The organism is Pseudomonas sp. SC11 (assembly GCF_047039205.1).
Lineage (GTDB): Bacteria > Pseudomonadota > Gammaproteobacteria > Pseudomonadales > Pseudomonadaceae > Aquipseudomonas > Aquipseudomonas boreofloridensis.
This window is the reverse complement of sequence record NZ_CP178183.1, coordinates 4,125,944-4,140,276: the sequence shown is the minus strand read 5'-3', so window position 1 is coordinate 4,140,276 and position 14,333 is coordinate 4,125,944. Positions and strand designations below refer to the sequence as shown.

General features: G+C 63.7%; 12 protein-coding genes. 8 read left to right on the top strand and 4 right to left on the bottom strand.

Features of this window, described 5'->3' with window-relative positions:
- Positions 1-197 precede the first annotated feature (197 nt).
- Positions 198-3,077 (bottom strand): ribonucleoside-diphosphate reductase subunit alpha, encoded by a 2,880-nt coding sequence (locus ACK2SD_RS18465; RefSeq protein WP_039576021.1) that lies wholly within the window; start codon positions 3,075-3,077, stop codon positions 198-200.
- Between the two features lie 674 nt (positions 3,078-3,751).
- On the opposite strand from ACK2SD_RS18465, the gene ACK2SD_RS18460 reads away from it, so the two are divergent.
- Entirely contained in the window at positions 3,752-4,453 is a 702-nt protein-coding gene (locus ACK2SD_RS18460) for a response regulator (protein WP_412460534.1), read from the top strand.
- Positions 4,450-6,054: an ATP-binding protein gene (locus ACK2SD_RS18455; RefSeq protein WP_412460533.1), complete on the top strand. Its 1,605-nt coding sequence runs from the start codon at positions 4,450-4,452 to the stop codon at positions 6,052-6,054. Before ACK2SD_RS18460 ends, ACK2SD_RS18455 begins: the two co-directional genes overlap by 4 nt.
- A gap of 3 nt (positions 6,055-6,057) precedes the next feature.
- Here ACK2SD_RS18455 and ACK2SD_RS18450 read toward each other — a convergent pair whose 3' ends face one another.
- Together ACK2SD_RS18450 and ACK2SD_RS18445 are read right to left on the bottom strand one after the other, a co-directional pair.
- Positions 6,058-6,759, bottom strand: coding sequence for a 4'-phosphopantetheinyl transferase family protein (locus tag ACK2SD_RS18450; RefSeq protein WP_295485000.1), 702 nt, complete (start codon positions 6,757-6,759; stop codon positions 6,058-6,060).
- Between the two features lie 51 nt (positions 6,760-6,810).
- The gene (locus ACK2SD_RS18445) at positions 6,811-7,602 is read right to left on the bottom strand and encodes a dienelactone hydrolase family protein (RefSeq protein ID WP_039576028.1); all 792 of its coding nucleotides are present in this window, start codon (positions 7,600-7,602) and stop codon (positions 6,811-6,813) included.
- Positions 7,603-7,740: 138 nt separating this feature from the next.
- On the opposite strand from ACK2SD_RS18445, the gene ACK2SD_RS18440 reads away from it, so the two are divergent.
- The 4 genes from ACK2SD_RS18440 to ACK2SD_RS18425 all read left to right on the top strand — a co-directional run bounded on the left by ACK2SD_RS18440 (position 7,741) and on the right by ACK2SD_RS18425 (position 12,098).
- Entirely contained in the window at positions 7,741-8,346 is a 606-nt protein-coding gene (locus tag ACK2SD_RS18440) for an outer membrane protein (RefSeq protein ID WP_412460532.1), read from the top strand.
- Positions 8,347-8,448: 102 nt separating this feature from the next.
- Positions 8,449-9,126: a response regulator gene (locus ACK2SD_RS18435; protein ID WP_342649462.1), complete on the top strand. Its 678-nt coding sequence runs from the start codon at positions 8,449-8,451 to the stop codon at positions 9,124-9,126.
- Complete coding sequence (locus ACK2SD_RS18430; RefSeq protein WP_412460531.1) at positions 9,123-10,469, top strand: ATP-binding protein; 1,347 nt, start codon at positions 9,123-9,125, stop codon at positions 10,467-10,469. The genes ACK2SD_RS18435 and ACK2SD_RS18430 overlap by 4 nt, the downstream gene beginning before the upstream one ends.
- Positions 10,470-10,772: 303 nt before the next feature.
- Positions 10,773-12,098: a dicarboxylate/amino acid:cation symporter gene (locus ACK2SD_RS18425; protein WP_342649460.1), complete on the top strand. Its 1,326-nt coding sequence runs from the start codon at positions 10,773-10,775 to the stop codon at positions 12,096-12,098.
- Positions 12,099-12,167: 69 nt separating this feature from the next.
- On the opposite strand, the gene ACK2SD_RS18420 is transcribed toward ACK2SD_RS18425, so the two are convergent.
- The gene (locus ACK2SD_RS18420) at positions 12,168-12,662 is read right to left on the bottom strand and encodes a SprT family zinc-dependent metalloprotease (RefSeq protein WP_295484992.1); all 495 of its coding nucleotides are present in this window, start codon (positions 12,660-12,662) and stop codon (positions 12,168-12,170) included.
- A 163-nt stretch (positions 12,663-12,825) separates the two neighbouring features.
- Here ACK2SD_RS18420 and ttcA point away from each other — a divergent pair, with 163 nt between their 5' ends.
- Together ttcA and ACK2SD_RS18410 are read left to right on the top strand one after the other, a co-directional pair.
- Positions 12,826-13,650 carry a tRNA 2-thiocytidine(32) synthetase TtcA gene (ttcA, locus tag ACK2SD_RS18415; RefSeq protein ID WP_412460530.1) on the top strand — a complete coding sequence of 275 codons (825 nt, stop codon included), beginning with the start codon at positions 12,826-12,828 and terminating at the stop codon, positions 13,648-13,650.
- 4 nt (positions 13,651-13,654) lie between these two features.
- On the top strand, positions 13,655-14,326 hold the full coding sequence (locus tag ACK2SD_RS18410) for a DNA-3-methyladenine glycosylase I (protein WP_412460529.1): 672 nt from the start codon (positions 13,655-13,657) through the stop codon (positions 14,324-14,326).
- Positions 14,327-14,333 lie beyond the last annotated feature (7 nt).

The following is a 14,333-nucleotide window of genomic DNA, read 5'->3' as shown; positions in this document are numbered from 1 at the left end:
CGAAGGGGGTACTACCGTGCACGCAAATCTGATTGCCCTTTGCGGGGCTGGCCCAGGCAATGGCGCCCAGGCTTATTGTGTTTGGCTGTGCGGCAGGCGACGGCAATGCCGGCCTCGTCGCGGGTAAACCCGCTGCCACAGGGTTCCGTGTGGTGACACGGAAAAAGAGGCTTCCCGGGGGAAGCCTCAGCCAAGCCTTACTGGCAGGCTTCGCAATCCGGCTCGTCAATGGCGCAGGCCTTCGGCACTGGCGCAGGGCCTGCGGCCTGGACCGGGGCGCTGTCGCCGCCGCTGGAAACGGCGTTGAGCTTGCCGGTGTTGATGGTCGATTTTTCGGTGCTGGTGGCGGCCAGGGCACGGAGGTAGTAGGTGGTCTTCAGACCACGGTACCAAGCCATGCGGTAGGTCACGTCCAGCTTCTTGCCCGAGGCGCCAGCGATGTACAGGTTCAGCGACTGAGCCTGGTCGATCCACTTCTGGCGACGCGAGGCGGCATCGACGATCCACTTGGTGTCGACTTCGAAGGCCGTGGCGTACAGGTCTTTGAGCTCCTGCGGGATACGCTCGATCTGCTGCACCGAACCGTCGTAGTACTTCAGGTCGTTGATCATCACCGAATCCCACAGGTCGCGGGCTTTCAGGTCGCGGACCAGGTACGGGTTGATCACGGTGAACTCGCCCGACAGGTTCGACTTGACGTACAGGTTCTGGTAGGTCGGTTCGATCGACTGCGATACGCCGGTGATGTTGGCGATGGTCGCGGTCGGTGCGATGGCCATGATGTTCGAGTTGCGGATGCCTTTCTTGACCCGATCGCGCACCGGAGCCCAGTCCAGCGACTCTTCCAGGTTGACGTCGATGTACTTGGCGCCACGGGCCTCGATCAGGATCTGCTGCGAGTCCAGCGGCAGGATACCTTGGGACCACAGGGAACCGTCGAAGGTCTGGTAGGCGCCGCGCTCGTCGGCCAGGTCACACGAGGCCTGGATGGCGTAGTAGCTGACTGCCTCCATGGACTTGTCGGCGAACTCGACGGCCGCGTCCGAGCCGTACGGGATGTGCTGCAGGTACAGCGCGTCCTGGAAGCCCATGATGCCCAGGCCGACCGGACGGTGCTTGAAGTTCGAGTTCTGCGCCTGGGGCACCGAGTAGTAGTTGATGTCGATCACGTTGTCGAGCATGCGCACGGCGGTCTTGACGGTACGCGCCAGTTTCGCGGTGTCCAGCTTGCCATCGGCGATGTGGTTCGGCAGGTTGATAGAACCCAGGTTGCACACGGCGATTTCGTCGGCGTTGGTGTTCAGGGTGATCTCGGTGCACAGGTTCGAGCTGTGCACCACGCCCACGTGCTGCTGCGGCGAGCGCAGGTTGCACGGGTCCTTGAAGGTCAGCCAAGGGTGGCCGGTCTCGAACAGCATCGACAGCATCTTGCGCCACAGGTCTTTGGCCTGGACGGTCTTGAACACCTTGATCTTGTTGTACTCGGTCAGGGCTTCGTAGTACTCGTAGCGTTCTTCGAAGGCCTTGCCGGTCAGGTCGTGCAGGTCCGGCACTTCCGAAGGCGAGAACAGGGTCCATTTGCCGTCGTCGAAGACACGCTTCATGAACAGGTCTGGAATCCAGTTGGCGGTGTTCATGTCGTGGGTACGACGACGGTCGTCACCGGTGTTCTTGCGCAGCTCGAGGAATTCCTCGATATCCAGGTGCCAGGTTTCCAGGTAGGCGCAGACCGCGCCCTTGCGCTTGCCACCCTGGTTGACGGCCACGGCGGTGTCGTTGACCACCTTGAGGAAGGGCACGACGCCCTGCGACTTGCCGTTGGTGCCCTTGATGTACGAACCCAAAGCACGCACCGGGGTCCAGTCGTTGCCCAGGCCACCGGCGAATTTGGACAGCATGGCGTTGTCGTGGATGGCCTTGTAGATGCCCGACAGGTCGTCCGGAACGGTGGTCAGGTAGCAGCTCGACAGCTGCGGACGCAGGGTACCGGCGTTGAACAGGGTCGGGGTCGAGGCCATGTAGTCGAACGACGACAACAGGTTGTAGAACTCGATGGCACGGGCTTCGCGGTCTTTTTCCTGCAGCGCCAGGCCCATGGCCACGCGCATGAAGAACACCTGCGGCAGTTCGAAGCGCACGCCATCCTTGTGGATGAAGTAACGGTCGTAGAGGGTCTGCAGGCCCAGGTAGGTGAACTGCTGGTCACGCTCGTGGTTGATGGCCTTGCCCAGGCGCTCCAGGTCGTAGCCCTTGAGGGCCGGGTCAAGCAGCTCGAACTCGACGCCTTTCGCGACGTAGGCTGGCAGGGCCTTGGCATACAGCTCGGCCATCTCGTGGTGGGTGGCGCTGTCGGCCACGCCGAGGAAGCCCAGGCCTTCGGCGCGCAGGGTGTCCATCAGCAGGCGGGCGGTGACGAACGAGTAGTTCGGCTCGCGCTCGACCAGGGTACGGGCGGTCATCACCAGGGCGGTGTTGACGTCCTTCAGGGCCACGCCGTCGTAGAGGTTCTTCAGGGTGTCGCGCTGGATCAGTTCGCCATCGACTTCGGCCAGGCCTTCGCAGGCTTCGCTGATGATGGTGTTCAGGCGCGCCATGTCCAGCGGCGCCAGGCTGCCGTCGGCCAGGGTGATGCGGATGCTCGGGTGCGGCTCGACCACCGAGTCGGTGTTGGCGCGAGTGGCACGTTCTTTGGCGCGCTGGTCACGGTAGATCACGTAGTCGCGGGCGACTTTCTGCTCGCCGGCACGCATCAGGGCCAGTTCGACCTGATCCTGGATTTCTTCGATGTGGATGGTGCCACCCGACGGCATCCGACGCTTGAACGTGGCGGTGACCTGTTCGGTCAGGCGCGCGACGGTGTCGTGGATACGCGACGAAGCGGCGGCGGTGCCGCCTTCAACTGCGAGGAACGCCTTGGTGATGGCAACGGTGATCTTGTCGTCGGTGTAGGCCACGACAGTGCCGTTACGCTTGATCACGCGCAGTTGGCCCGGAGCGGTCGCAGCCAGATCCTGATTCGAATCGGTGGCCTGCGGCGCCTTGGCCTGCGGGTTCTCGCGAGTTGTGTCGGTGTGCATGGGTGGGTGTCTCCACAGTTTCTATAGTGTTCGGGCGCCTTGTGGGCGCCCACCGTTCCATCCAGTCAGTTAGCTCGGCCCGTGGGCGGACGGCACGCGAAGGTGCGTCGGCCACTCGGGCTTACCGACTTCGGGACAGACTCAGGAATAAGGGCAATCGCTTGCCGCTCCCTGGCCGAAGTCAAAGATCCTGGGCGAGCCCAGGAACTGTTGCTGTCGGGTGTCAGGCCATGCCTGCAACACCCATACCCGAACAAGGCCACGGGGGCTTGCCTCGGTCGCGCCTGTGCAGGAGCGGTTTGGCTGCTGAAATCAGCGTAAGTTCCGGCAGAAAAATCGCTTGAGTTTCTGCGTTGACTTATGGTTGTGCTCAAGGTCGAAGCCACAACATGTAGTGGTTCGCCGCGCTGGGGATACAAGATAATGCGGTATGGGGGGTATTGCAAGGCAGCGGGCTGTGGATATCTTGTGGGTACTTTGTGAGTGAATAGCCGACCGCCGCTGTAGGCCTAGTCGCTACAGGTCCGGACGTTTTTTTGCGCTTTCCGGGCCTGTGCAAGAAGCTGCCGAGTGGTTGGCAGTCCCCACGGCTGGACGTAGTATCCGAGGGCAACATGACCCTCTGTCGATACGTCAGGACGCCCCTGCCCACCACAACAAGAAGGGAGAAGGCGATGGATCAGCCCCTCCAGCGCATCCTCATCGTCGAGGACGATCAGCGTCTGGCCGACCTCACTGCCGAGTACTTGCAGGGTAATGGTTTCGAGGTGGCGGTCGAGCATGATGGCGCGCGGGCCGTGCGGCGTATCCTCGACAGCCAGCCCGATCTCGTGGTGCTCGACCTGATGCTGCCTGGCGAAAACGGTTTGAGCATTTGCCGAAAGGTCCGTGGCCAGTTCGCCAATCCCATCCTCATGCTGACCGCGCGCAGTGACGAACTCGATCAGGTCCAGGGCCTGGACTTGGGCGCCGACGATTACGTGTGCAAGCCGGTGCGCCCGCGTCTGCTGCTGGCGCGCATCAATGCGCTGCTGCGACGTAGCGACGCGCCTTTGGGCAAGGCCCACAGCCTTTGTTTCGGTGCACTGCGCATCGACAGCCGTGCGCGCGAGGCCTGGCTGGGCGAGCAGGCGATCGAGCTGACCGGCGCGGAGTTCGACCTGCTCTGGTTGCTGGCCAGCCATGCCGGTCGGGTGCTGTCGCGCGAGCAGATCTGCACGTCGCTGCGCGGCGTCGGTTATGACGGCCAGGACCGCTCCATCGATATCCGCATCTCCAAGATTCGCCCGAAGATCGGCGACGATCCTGTACACCCGCGTCTGATCAAGACGCTGCGCAGCAAGGGTTATCTGTTCGTCGGCGATGTCGGGCCATGAATTCGATCTTCCTGCGCATTTATGGCGGCATGCTGGCGGTGCTGGTATTGGTCGCCGTGCTCGGGGTCCTGAGCCTGCAGCTGGTCAACCACGTGCGTGCCGCGCAGTACCGAGAGGATCTGGCGCAAGGCACCTTCAGTCTGATGGCGGACAACCTGGCGCTGCAGAGCGAGGTCGAGCGCAAGCGATCGCTGGTGATCTGGGAGCGGCTGCTCGGCGTGCCACTGGATCTGCTGGCGCTGTCCGCGCAACCCCTGGATGCCGGCCAACGCAGCCGTCTGGCGCGTGGTCTGGTGGTGGTCGAAAAGACCGGGCCGCACGCGGCCAAGGTACTGCGCCAGTTGGCCCAGGAGGACCAGGTGCTGGTGGCGCAGGTCAAGCAGATCAGCGAGCAACTCGCCCGCGCGACGTTGTACCTGCTGGCCGACGAGCTGGTGCGCTACCCGGTGACCGAGCAGCCACAGCGCCTGGCGCAGATCCGTCAGAGCAAAGGATTTGGTTTCGACATCGGCTTGCAGCGCATCGAGCGCGCGGATCTGGACGACGATCAGCGACGGCGGGTGGAGGAGGGCGACACGGTGATGGCGTTGAGCCGCGACGGGGACGCCATCCGCGTGTTCTCTGGACTGTCCGGCTCGCCCTGGGTGCTGGAGATTGGACCACTCTACCCGTTCAAACCCTATCCACCGGCATTGCTGGTGTTGATCGCGGCAGTGGGTTTGTGCTTGATCGGTTTGGTGGTCTACCTGCTGGTGCGTCAGCTCGAGCGCCGCGTCTCGGGGCTCGAACTGGCGGCCTCACACATCGCCCAGGGCAGCCTGCAGACGCGGGTGCCGGCCGGCGATGCCGACTCGGTCGGACGCCTGGCCGCAGCGTTCAACCGCATGGCCGAGCACCTGCAGCGCTCGCTGAGCATGCAGCGCGAGCTGGTACGTGCGGTGTCACACGAATTGCGCACGCCAGTGGCACGCCTGCGTTTCGGCCTGGAGATGATCGAGGAGGCCGACACCGAACAGGCGCGGGCCAAGCACCTGGCGGGGATGGACAGCGACATCCAGGACCTGGACCGGCTGGTCGACGAGATGCTCACCTATGCCCGCCTGGAACAAGGCGCCCCGGCCCTTAATTTCGAACGCATCGATGTACGGCAATTGCTGGACAGGATCGTGGCCGAGCTGGCCCCGTTGCGCGCGGATATCCGGGTGACGCAAGCCGAGGACCCAGACCGTGACGGCGCGCCACGTTGGGTCGAAGCCGAGCCGCGTTATCTGCACCGCGCGTTGCAGAATCTGGTGGGCAATGCGTTGCGCCACGCCGAGTCGCAGGTGCGTTTGAGTTACCAGCTCGACGCGCAGCGCTGCCGCATCGACGTGGAAGACGACGGGCCTGGCATCCCGGAGGGGTTCTGGGACCGCATCTTCACGCCGTTCACGCGCCTGGACGACAGCCGCACCCGCGCCTCGGGCGGTCACGGTCTGGGACTGTCGATCGTGCGGCGGATCATCTATTGGCATGGTGGGCGGGCACTGGTTGGGCGCAGCGAAGGCCTGGGCGGCGCCTGCTTCAGCTTGAGCTGGCCTGCCCGGCAGCCGCGCCACTGAGTGTCAGGCGCTGACCAGACTGAGCAGATGGCCGTCCTGCACGCAGTACTGACCCGCCAGCTCGCGGCCGCTGCGCCATTCGGCCGACAAATCGGTGAGCAGGCGCAGGCGCGCGTGGCCGTCGGCGCTCCATTCGAGCAGCTCGGCGTGCTCGAAGTAAAAGCGCTTGAGCGTCAGCGGATAGAGGGCTTTGAACAAGCTTTCCTTGAGCGAAAAGGTCAGCGTCACGCTTAGGCCGATCTGCGCCGGATCCAGGCGCTGCAATTCGCTGGGGGTGAGGATTTCAGCGGCCAGGCGCTCGGCGCGCGCGTCGTCGAGCAGGCTTTCCTGATCGATGCCGATGCCCTGGCAGGCCGTGGCGGGTACGACTACGGCGGCGGCCCAGCCCTGGCCGTGGGTGATGGCGCCACGGATGTCCGCAGGCCAGATGGGCGATCGGTCCTCATGGGTGCCGGGCACGTGATCGCGACCGTCGAGGCGCTGCAGGGCCGCGCGCGCGCAGACGCGGCCGGCCAGGTACTCGGCCTGGCGCTTGGCCACCGAGCGTTGCAGGCTGGCGCTCTGTTCGATGCCGGCGCGCTGGAAGTCGTCGGCGGCCAAGCGTTGGGGATCGAAGGCGCAACTGACCAGCACCGCGTCGGGCACGGGCTGTGGCAGGGGCCAGTGGTGCTGGAGCGGGGCGCAGCAGGTAGGCAGTCTGTTCATGGGCGCTATTGTGCCATCTGCCGGGCCCGCCCCGCACGCCGGGCTGACCGCCTACTTGAAGGCCTGTTTGAAGAACGCCTGCATGTCCCGCCAAGAGCTTTCATCAGCAGCCTTGTCATAGCCGATGTCCGGCCCGCCATGCTCGCCATGGCTCAGGCGGTCGGCGTCGGGATTGGTGAAGCCGTGCTTGGCACCGGGAATGCCGACGAACGTCATGTCGGCACCGGCAGCGGCCATTTCCTGCTTGAAAGCCTCCACCTGCTGCGGTGTGACCATGCTGTCGGCTTCGCCATGCTCGACCAGAATCTTGGCCCTGACCACGCCTGGCTGGGCGGGTGTCTGGGTGACCAGCGCGCCGTGGAAGCTCACCACGCCATCGAGCTTCTCGCCCCGGCGAGCGGCATCGAGCACCACCTTGCCGCCGAAGCAGTAGCCCACCGCACCCAGCTCATGCTTGTTGGTGTTGGGTTGCAGCTTGAGCAGCGCCAGGCCCGCGTCGAAGCGCCGCGCGGCCGCAGCCGGGTCCTTCAGCGCGGCGGCCATGAAGGCCTGGGCGTCCTGTGGGTGCTCGGTGTGCTTGCCGTCGCCATACATGTCGATGGCCAGGGCGTTGTAGCCCAACGCGGCAAGGTCGCGGGCGCGCCGCTTGGCGTAATCGTTCAGCCCCCACCACTCGTGCACCACGACGATGCCGGGGCGCTTGCCATCGAGGGCGTCGTCATAGGCGTAGTAGCCGATCAGCGGCGTGCCGTCGGCGTCCTGGTAGCGAATCTCGCGGGTCTGTACCGCCGCCTGGGCGAGGGCGGCGCTGCACATCAGGGCCAGGGCAAGCAGGAAACGCATGGGGGATCTCCAGGTGCGGGTGCTGTTCACGTTCGGTTCGTTCAGCCGAGGTTCAGTCGGGGTTCAGGGGCGGTTCAGGCTGCCCTGCTTACTCTAGCCCTCACACCCACACAGCGCACCTCATTGGAGAAACAAAGCATGAAAGCACTCAATACCCTGATGGTCGCCATGGCTGTCTGCGCCTCCGGCTTCACCGCTACCTCCCAGGCCGACGACACGTTCGCCAGCGTCACCTACGGCCAGACCAGCGACAAGATTCGCAAGTCCGGCCTGCTGCAACGCAACACCGATCACCTGAACACCGATGGCATCATCAACAAGGACGGCACCTGGGGCCTGCGGGTCGGACAGATGAACGATCAGGGCCGCTACTACCTCACCTACGACAACGTCTCCGACAGCCACAGCGGCATCAAGCTGCGCCAGGAAAACCTGCTCGGCAGCTACGATCTGTTCCTGCCGATCACTGATACCGCCAAACTGTTCGGTGGTGCCAGCCTGGGCATGACCAAGATGACTCAGACCTCGTCCGGCTACAGTCGCGACACCAACTACGGCTACGCCGTCGGGCTGCAGGCCGGTGTGATCCAGCAAGTGACAGACAACGCCTCGGTGGAGCTGGGCTACCGCTACCTGCGCACCAACGCCTCCACCGAACTTTCGCCCCATGGCGGTGACAAGCAAGGTGCTCTACGCCTGACCAGCAGCGCTCAAACCTACCTGGCCGCCACCTACAAGTTCTAACGCGACAGGCTCGAAGAACCGGCCGGGGCTCCCCCTGCCGGTTCGCTGTTATGCTGTGCCAGCCCGCCTTTGTTCAGGCGGTGCGAGAAAAAGGAGAATGACATGAAGTTGCTGGTGGTCGAGGATGAAGCGCTGCTGCGTCACCACCTGTACACGCGCCTGGGCGAAAGCGGACACGTGGTCCAAGCGGTCGGCGATGCAGAGGAGGCGCTGTACCAGGCCGGCCAGTACAACCACGATCTCGCCGTCATCGACCTTGGGCTGCCGGGCATGAGCGGCCTGGACCTGATCCGCCAACTGCGCAGCCAGGACAAGACTTTTCCCATCCTGATTCTCACCGCCCGCGGTAACTGGCAAGACAAGGTCGAAGGGCTGGCCGCGGGTGCCGACGACTACGTGGTCAAACCTTTCCAGTTCGAGGAGCTGGAAGCCCGCCTGAACGCGCTGCTGCGCCGCTCCAGCGGTTTCACCCAGTCGACCATCGCCGCCGGGCCTTTGGTGCTGGACCTCAATCGCAAACAGGCCACCCTCGACGAGCAGCCGCTGGCGCTGACTGCCTACGAATATCGCATCCTTGAATACCTCATGCGTCATCACCAGCAGGTGGTGGCCAAGGATCGACTGATGGAACAGCTTTACCCGGACGACGAGGAGCGTGATCCGAACGTCATCGAGGTGCTGGTCGGCCGGCTGCGCCGCAAGCTCGAGGGCGACAACGGCTTCAAACCGATCGACACCGTTCGCGGCCTGGGCTACCTGTTCACCGAGCGCTGCCGATGATTCGTTCGCTGCGCGTGCGCCTGATGCTGGCCGCCGCAGTGCTGGCGCTGCTGTTCATGCTGGCGCTGCTGCCGGCCTTGCAGAAGGCCTTCAGCCTGGCCTTGCAGGAGTCGATCGAGCAGCGCCTGGCCTCGGACATCACCACGCTGATTTCTGCCGCGCGCGTCGAACACGGCCATTTGCAGATGCCCGATCTTCTGCCTGACGAGCGCTACAACCTGCCCAGCGTCGGCCTGCTCGGTTACATCTTCGACCGAGAAGGGCGTCTGGTGTGGCGTTCGCGTGCCACCACCGATCGACACATCAACTACCAGCCCCGCTATGACGGCCATGGCAACGAGTTCGCCCGAATCCGCCAGGACAATGGCGACGAATTTTTCGTCTATGACGTGGAAGTCAAGCTGCTCGGTGGTCGCAGCGCAGCATTCAGCATCGTCGCCCTGCAACCGGTGCGCGAGTACCAGCATACCCTCGACGGCCTGCGCGAAAAGCTCTACTTGGGCTTTGGCGCGGCCTTGCTGGCGCTGATGGTGTTGCTGTGGGCCGGCCTGACCTGGGGGCTGCGTTCACTGCGCAGGCTCAGCCACGAACTGGACGAGGTGGAGAGCGGCGCCCGCGAGGGCCTGAGTCGCGAGCATCCGCGCGAACTGCTGCGCCTGACCAGCTCGCTCAACCGGCTGCTGCACAGCGAGCGCGAACAACGCCAGCGCTACCGCGATTCGCTGGACGACCTGGCGCACAGCTTGAAGACGCCGCTGGCGGTGTTGCAAGGCGTGGGCGAGAGCATGGGACGCGGCAGTGGCGAGCGTGAACAGGCGCGCGTGCTGCAGAGCCAGATCGAACGCATGAGTCAGCAGATCGACTACCAATTACAGCGCGCCAGCCTGCGCAAGAGTGGCCTGGTGCGACACCAGGTGCGCCTGGCGCCAGTGCTCGACAGCTTGTGCAGCACCTTGGACAAGGTGTATCGCGACAAGCGCGTGGCGGTGACACTGAACGTTGCCCCGCAGGCGCGCGTGCCGATCGAGGAAGGCGCCTTGCTCGAACTGCTCGGCAACTTGCTGGAGAACGCCTATCGCCTGTGCCTGGAGCAGGTGCGGGTGAGCTTCGAGACGTTGCCGGGTCAACAGGTGCTGTGCATCGAAGACGACGGCCCCGGTGTCCCGGCCGATCAACGTGAGCGGATTCTGCAGCGCGGTGAGCGCCTGGATCGCCAGCATCCAGGTCAGGGCATCGGCCTGGCAGTGGTCAAAGACATCATCGACAGCTTCGACGGGCGCCTGACGCTCGAGGATTCGCCGCTCGGCGGCGCTGCGTTCAGGATCACCTTCAACCAGGAATGATCTGCCCAGGTTGCGCCGGCCTTGGGCGGATTCCCGCCACTCAGGGTGTACGAATTTCGCCACAGGGCGGAATTCCGCCATATCCTACACGTCTTGTTGCCCTGTCCTTGGGCAGAAACTTCCCGTAAACACTCGTGTTGCACCCGTATCGGGCATTTTGGCATCAGCCTTGCTAAAGCTTTGTCAGAGACCTGCCCAGGCAGCTCTAACACAATGACAAATCCCTCCAGGTGCAGGAGGGTTCGCGCTTTAGGTGCCTCGCCCTGGGAAGGGTGAATCGGCACACTTGAGGAAGATCACGCCATGACGAAACGTCAGCCGCTGTACAAATCCCTGTATTTCCAGGTGATCGTTGCCATCACCATCGGTATTCTGCTCGGCCATTTCTATCCGGAAACCGGCGTCGCCCTCAAACCGCTGGGTGACGGCTTCGTCAAACTGATCAAGATGGTCATCGCTCCGATCATCTTCTGTACCGTGGTCAGCGGCATCGCCGGCATGCAGAGCATGAAGTCGGTTGGCAAGACCGGCGGCTACGCACTCCTGTACTTCGAAATCGTTTCCACCATCGCCCTGATCATCGGCCTGATCGTGGTCAACGTGGTCCAGCCTGGCGCTGGTATGCACGTCGACGTCAGCACCCTGAACGCCAGCAGCGTTGCGGCCTACGCCTCGGCCGGTGCGCAGCAGACCACCGTCGGCTTCCTGCTCAACGTGATCCCGGCCACCGTGGTCGGTGCCTTCGCCAACGGCGACATCCTGCAAGTGCTGATGTTCTCGGTGCTGTTCGGCTTCGCCCTGCACCGTCTGGGCAGCTACGGCAAGCCGCTGCTGGAGATGATCGATCGCTTCGCCCACGTCATGTTCAACATCATCAACATGATCATGAAGCTGGCGCCGGTCGGTGCCTTCGGTGCCATGGCCTTCACCATCGGCCAGTACGGTGTCGGTTCGCTGGTGCAACTGGGCTACCTGATGGCCTGCTTCTACGTCACCTGCCTGTTGTTCGTGCTGGTGGTGCTGGGCGCCATCTGCCGCGCCCACGGCTTCAGCGTCCTCAAGCTGATCCGCTACATCCGTGAAGAACTGCTGATCGTGCTGGGTACGTCTTCGTCGGAGTCGGCCCTGCCACGCATGCTGACCAAGATGGAGCGCCTGGGCGCGAAGAAATCCGTCGTTGGCCTGGTGATCCCGACCGGCTACTCGTTCAACCTGGACGGCACCTCGATCTACCTGACCATGGCTGCGGTGTTCATCGCCCAGGCCACCGACACCACTATGGACATCACTCACCAGATCACCCTGCTGCTGGTGCTGCTGGTCGCCTCCAAAGGGGCTGCGGGTGTGACCGGTTCGGGCTTCATCGTCCTGGCCGCCACCCTGTCGGCGGTCGGTCACCTGCCGGTTGCCGGTCTGGCGCTGATCCTCGGGATCGACCGCTTCATGTCCGAAGCCCGTGCGCTGACCAACCTGGTCGGTAACGCCGTTGCCACTGTAGTGGTCGCCAAGTGGGTCAAGGAGCTGGATACCGACAAGCTGCAGTCCGAGCTGGCCTCCGGTGGCTCGCCGCTGGTCGAGACTCGTCCGACCGACGACCTGGGCGTAGCCGAAGGTCCGGCCGTGCGTTGATCGTGGTGGTAGTGCGATAAAGGAAGGCGACCCTCGGGTCGCCTTTTTCATGTCCAGCGCGGCAGATGCTTACTCGACCCGGGTCTGTCCGCTGAAGACCAGCACGTGCCGACAGCGCCGACACAGGTAGCGGCGCCCCTGGCGTACCAGTGTGTGGCGCTGGGCGGTGAAGGCGAAGTCGCTGTCCGGGCAGGGGCAGCGATAGATGTAGCGCGTGGCCACGCGACGCTGCACTTCGTAGCGGTGGCAGCGCTCGGGCGGCAGCTCGTAGACCCCGCGCATGATCAACTGCCATTCCTCACCGTGGGCCTGGATGCGGTCGCCGAACAGCTGGTGAGCGATCAGGTGCGCCACTTCATGGGCCACGGTCTGGCGCAGGAAGTCGTCGTGATTCTCGCGGTACAGCTGCAGGTTGAAGCGCAGCAGGTTTTCATGCAGATGGGCGACGCCGGCCTTCTGCCCGCGCAGCTTGAAGCTGACCTGCGGGCGCGGGAAGGTGCGTTTGAAAAAGGTTTCGGCTAGCTGGTAACAGGTTTCGACGCGTTGCGTGAGCAGCTCGGGCATGGCGGGGCAATTCTCCTGGCTCGCCATTATGCCGCAAGCCGTTGGCGGCCGACGAGCCGCCGGTCAGACTCGGCATGGCGCTGCTGATCAGAAGGCCCTACGCCTGGGCTCGGTTTGCAGGTAAAATGTTCGGCTTTTGTCACACCTCGCGGATCCAAGCGCTATGGGCACCCTCTCGGTCAACCAGAACAAACTGCAAAAACGCCTGCGTCGTCTCGCCGGCGAAGCCATCACCGACTACAACATGATCGAGGATGGCGACAAGGTCATGGTCTGCCTGTCCGGGGGCAAGGACAGCTACACCATGCTCGACGTTCTGCTGCACCTGCAGAAGGTGGCGCCGATCAGCTTCCAGATCGTCGCGGTGAACATGGACCAGAAGCAGCCGGGCTTTCCCGAGCATGTGCTGCCGGCCTACCTGAAGACCTTGGGCGTCGAGTATCACATCGTCGAGAAAGACACCTATTCGGTGGTCAAGGAACTGATCCCCGAGGGCAAGACCACCTGCTCGCTGTGCTCACGCCTGCGCCGGGGCACCCTGTACACCTTTGCCGATGAAATCGGCGCGACCAAGATGGCGCTCGGTCATCACCGCGACGACATCGTCGAGACCTTCTTCCTCAACATGTTCTTCAACGGCGCGCTCAAGGGCATGCCGCCGAAGCTGCGCGCCGACGACGGTCGCAACGTGGTGATCCGTCCGTTGGCCTACTGCAGCGAGAAGGACATCCAGGCTTACTCGGACATGAAGGACTTCCCGATCATCCCGTGCAACCTGTGCGGCTCTCAGGAAAACCTGCAGCGCCAGGTGGTCAAGGACATGCTGGTGGAGTGGGAGCGCAAGCACCCAGGACGCACCGACAGCATCTTCCGCGCGCTGCAGAACGTCGCGCCGTCGCAACTGGCCGACCGCAACCTGTTCGACTTCACGGGCCTGAAGATCGACGAAAGCGCCACGCCGCGCTTTCTCGATGTGCTGAACGTCTGATCCGATGCGCGACTATCAGTGGCTGCACACGTACTGCCTGGATCGCTTCGGCTCGGCCAAGGCGCTCGAAGCCTTCTTGCCGCAACCGCGCTCGGCCGCCCAGTTGCGCGCCCTGCCGGATGATCGCTACCTGTCGACCCTGGCGCTGCGGGTCTTTCGCGCCGGGCTCAAGCACAGTCTGGTGGATGCCAAGTGGCCCGCGTTCGAGCAGGTGTTCTTCGGCTTCGACCCGGAAAAGGTGGTGCTGATGAGCGCCGAGCACCTGGAGCGGTTGATGCAGGACACCCGCATCATCCGTCACTTGGGCAAGCTCAAGAGCGTGCCGCGCAACGCGCAGATGATCCTCGACGTGGCCAAGGAAAAGGGCAGTTTCGGCGCGTTCATCGCCGACTGGCCCGAGAACGACATTGTCGGCCTGTGGAAGTACTTGGCCAAGCATGGCAACCAGCTCGGGGGGCTGTCGGCACCGCGCTTTCTGCGCATGGTCGGCAAGGATACTTTCGTGCCCACCGAAGACATGGCCGCCGCGCTGATCGCCCAAAAGGTGATCGACAAGGCGCCGACCAGCCAGCGCGACCTGGCGTTGGTGCAAGAGGTGTTCAATCGCTGGCATGAAGAAAGCGGGCGGCCGCTGTGTCAGTTGTCGGTGATGCTGGCCCATACCGTCAATCACTGAGACGGCG

Excerpts from the sequence above, each read along its gene's own strand:
- ACK2SD_RS18420 (WP_295484992.1), bottom strand. The coding sequence starts at position 12,662 with ATGCCCGAGCTGCTCACGCAACGCGTCGAAACCTGTTACCAGCTAGCC.
- ACK2SD_RS18430 (WP_412460531.1), top strand. The coding sequence starts at position 9,123 with ATGATTCGTTCGCTGCGCGTGCGCCTGATGCTGGCCGCCGCAGTGCTG.
- ttcA (WP_412460530.1), top strand. The coding sequence starts at position 12,826 with ATGGGCACCCTCTCGGTCAACCAGAACAAACTGCAAAAACGCCTGCGT.
- ACK2SD_RS18410 (WP_412460529.1), top strand. The coding sequence starts at position 13,655 with ATGCGCGACTATCAGTGGCTGCACACGTACTGCCTGGATCGCTTCGGC.
- ACK2SD_RS18460 (WP_412460534.1), top strand. The coding sequence starts at position 3,752 with ATGGATCAGCCCCTCCAGCGCATCCTCATCGTCGAGGACGATCAGCGT.
- ACK2SD_RS18465 (WP_039576021.1), bottom strand. The coding sequence starts at position 3,077 with ATGCACACCGACACAACTCGCGAGAACCCGCAGGCCAAGGCGCCGCAG.
- ACK2SD_RS18440 (WP_412460532.1), top strand. The coding sequence starts at position 7,741 with ATGAAAGCACTCAATACCCTGATGGTCGCCATGGCTGTCTGCGCCTCC.
- ACK2SD_RS18445 (WP_039576028.1), bottom strand. The coding sequence starts at position 7,602 with ATGCGTTTCCTGCTTGCCCTGGCCCTGATGTGCAGCGCCGCCCTCGCC.
- ACK2SD_RS18455 (WP_412460533.1), top strand. The coding sequence starts at position 4,450 with ATGAATTCGATCTTCCTGCGCATTTATGGCGGCATGCTGGCGGTGCTG.
- ACK2SD_RS18425 (WP_342649460.1), top strand. The coding sequence starts at position 10,773 with ATGACGAAACGTCAGCCGCTGTACAAATCCCTGTATTTCCAGGTGATC.
- ACK2SD_RS18435 (WP_342649462.1), top strand. The coding sequence starts at position 8,449 with ATGAAGTTGCTGGTGGTCGAGGATGAAGCGCTGCTGCGTCACCACCTG.
- ACK2SD_RS18450 (WP_295485000.1), bottom strand. The coding sequence starts at position 6,759 with ATGAACAGACTGCCTACCTGCTGCGCCCCGCTCCAGCACCACTGGCCC.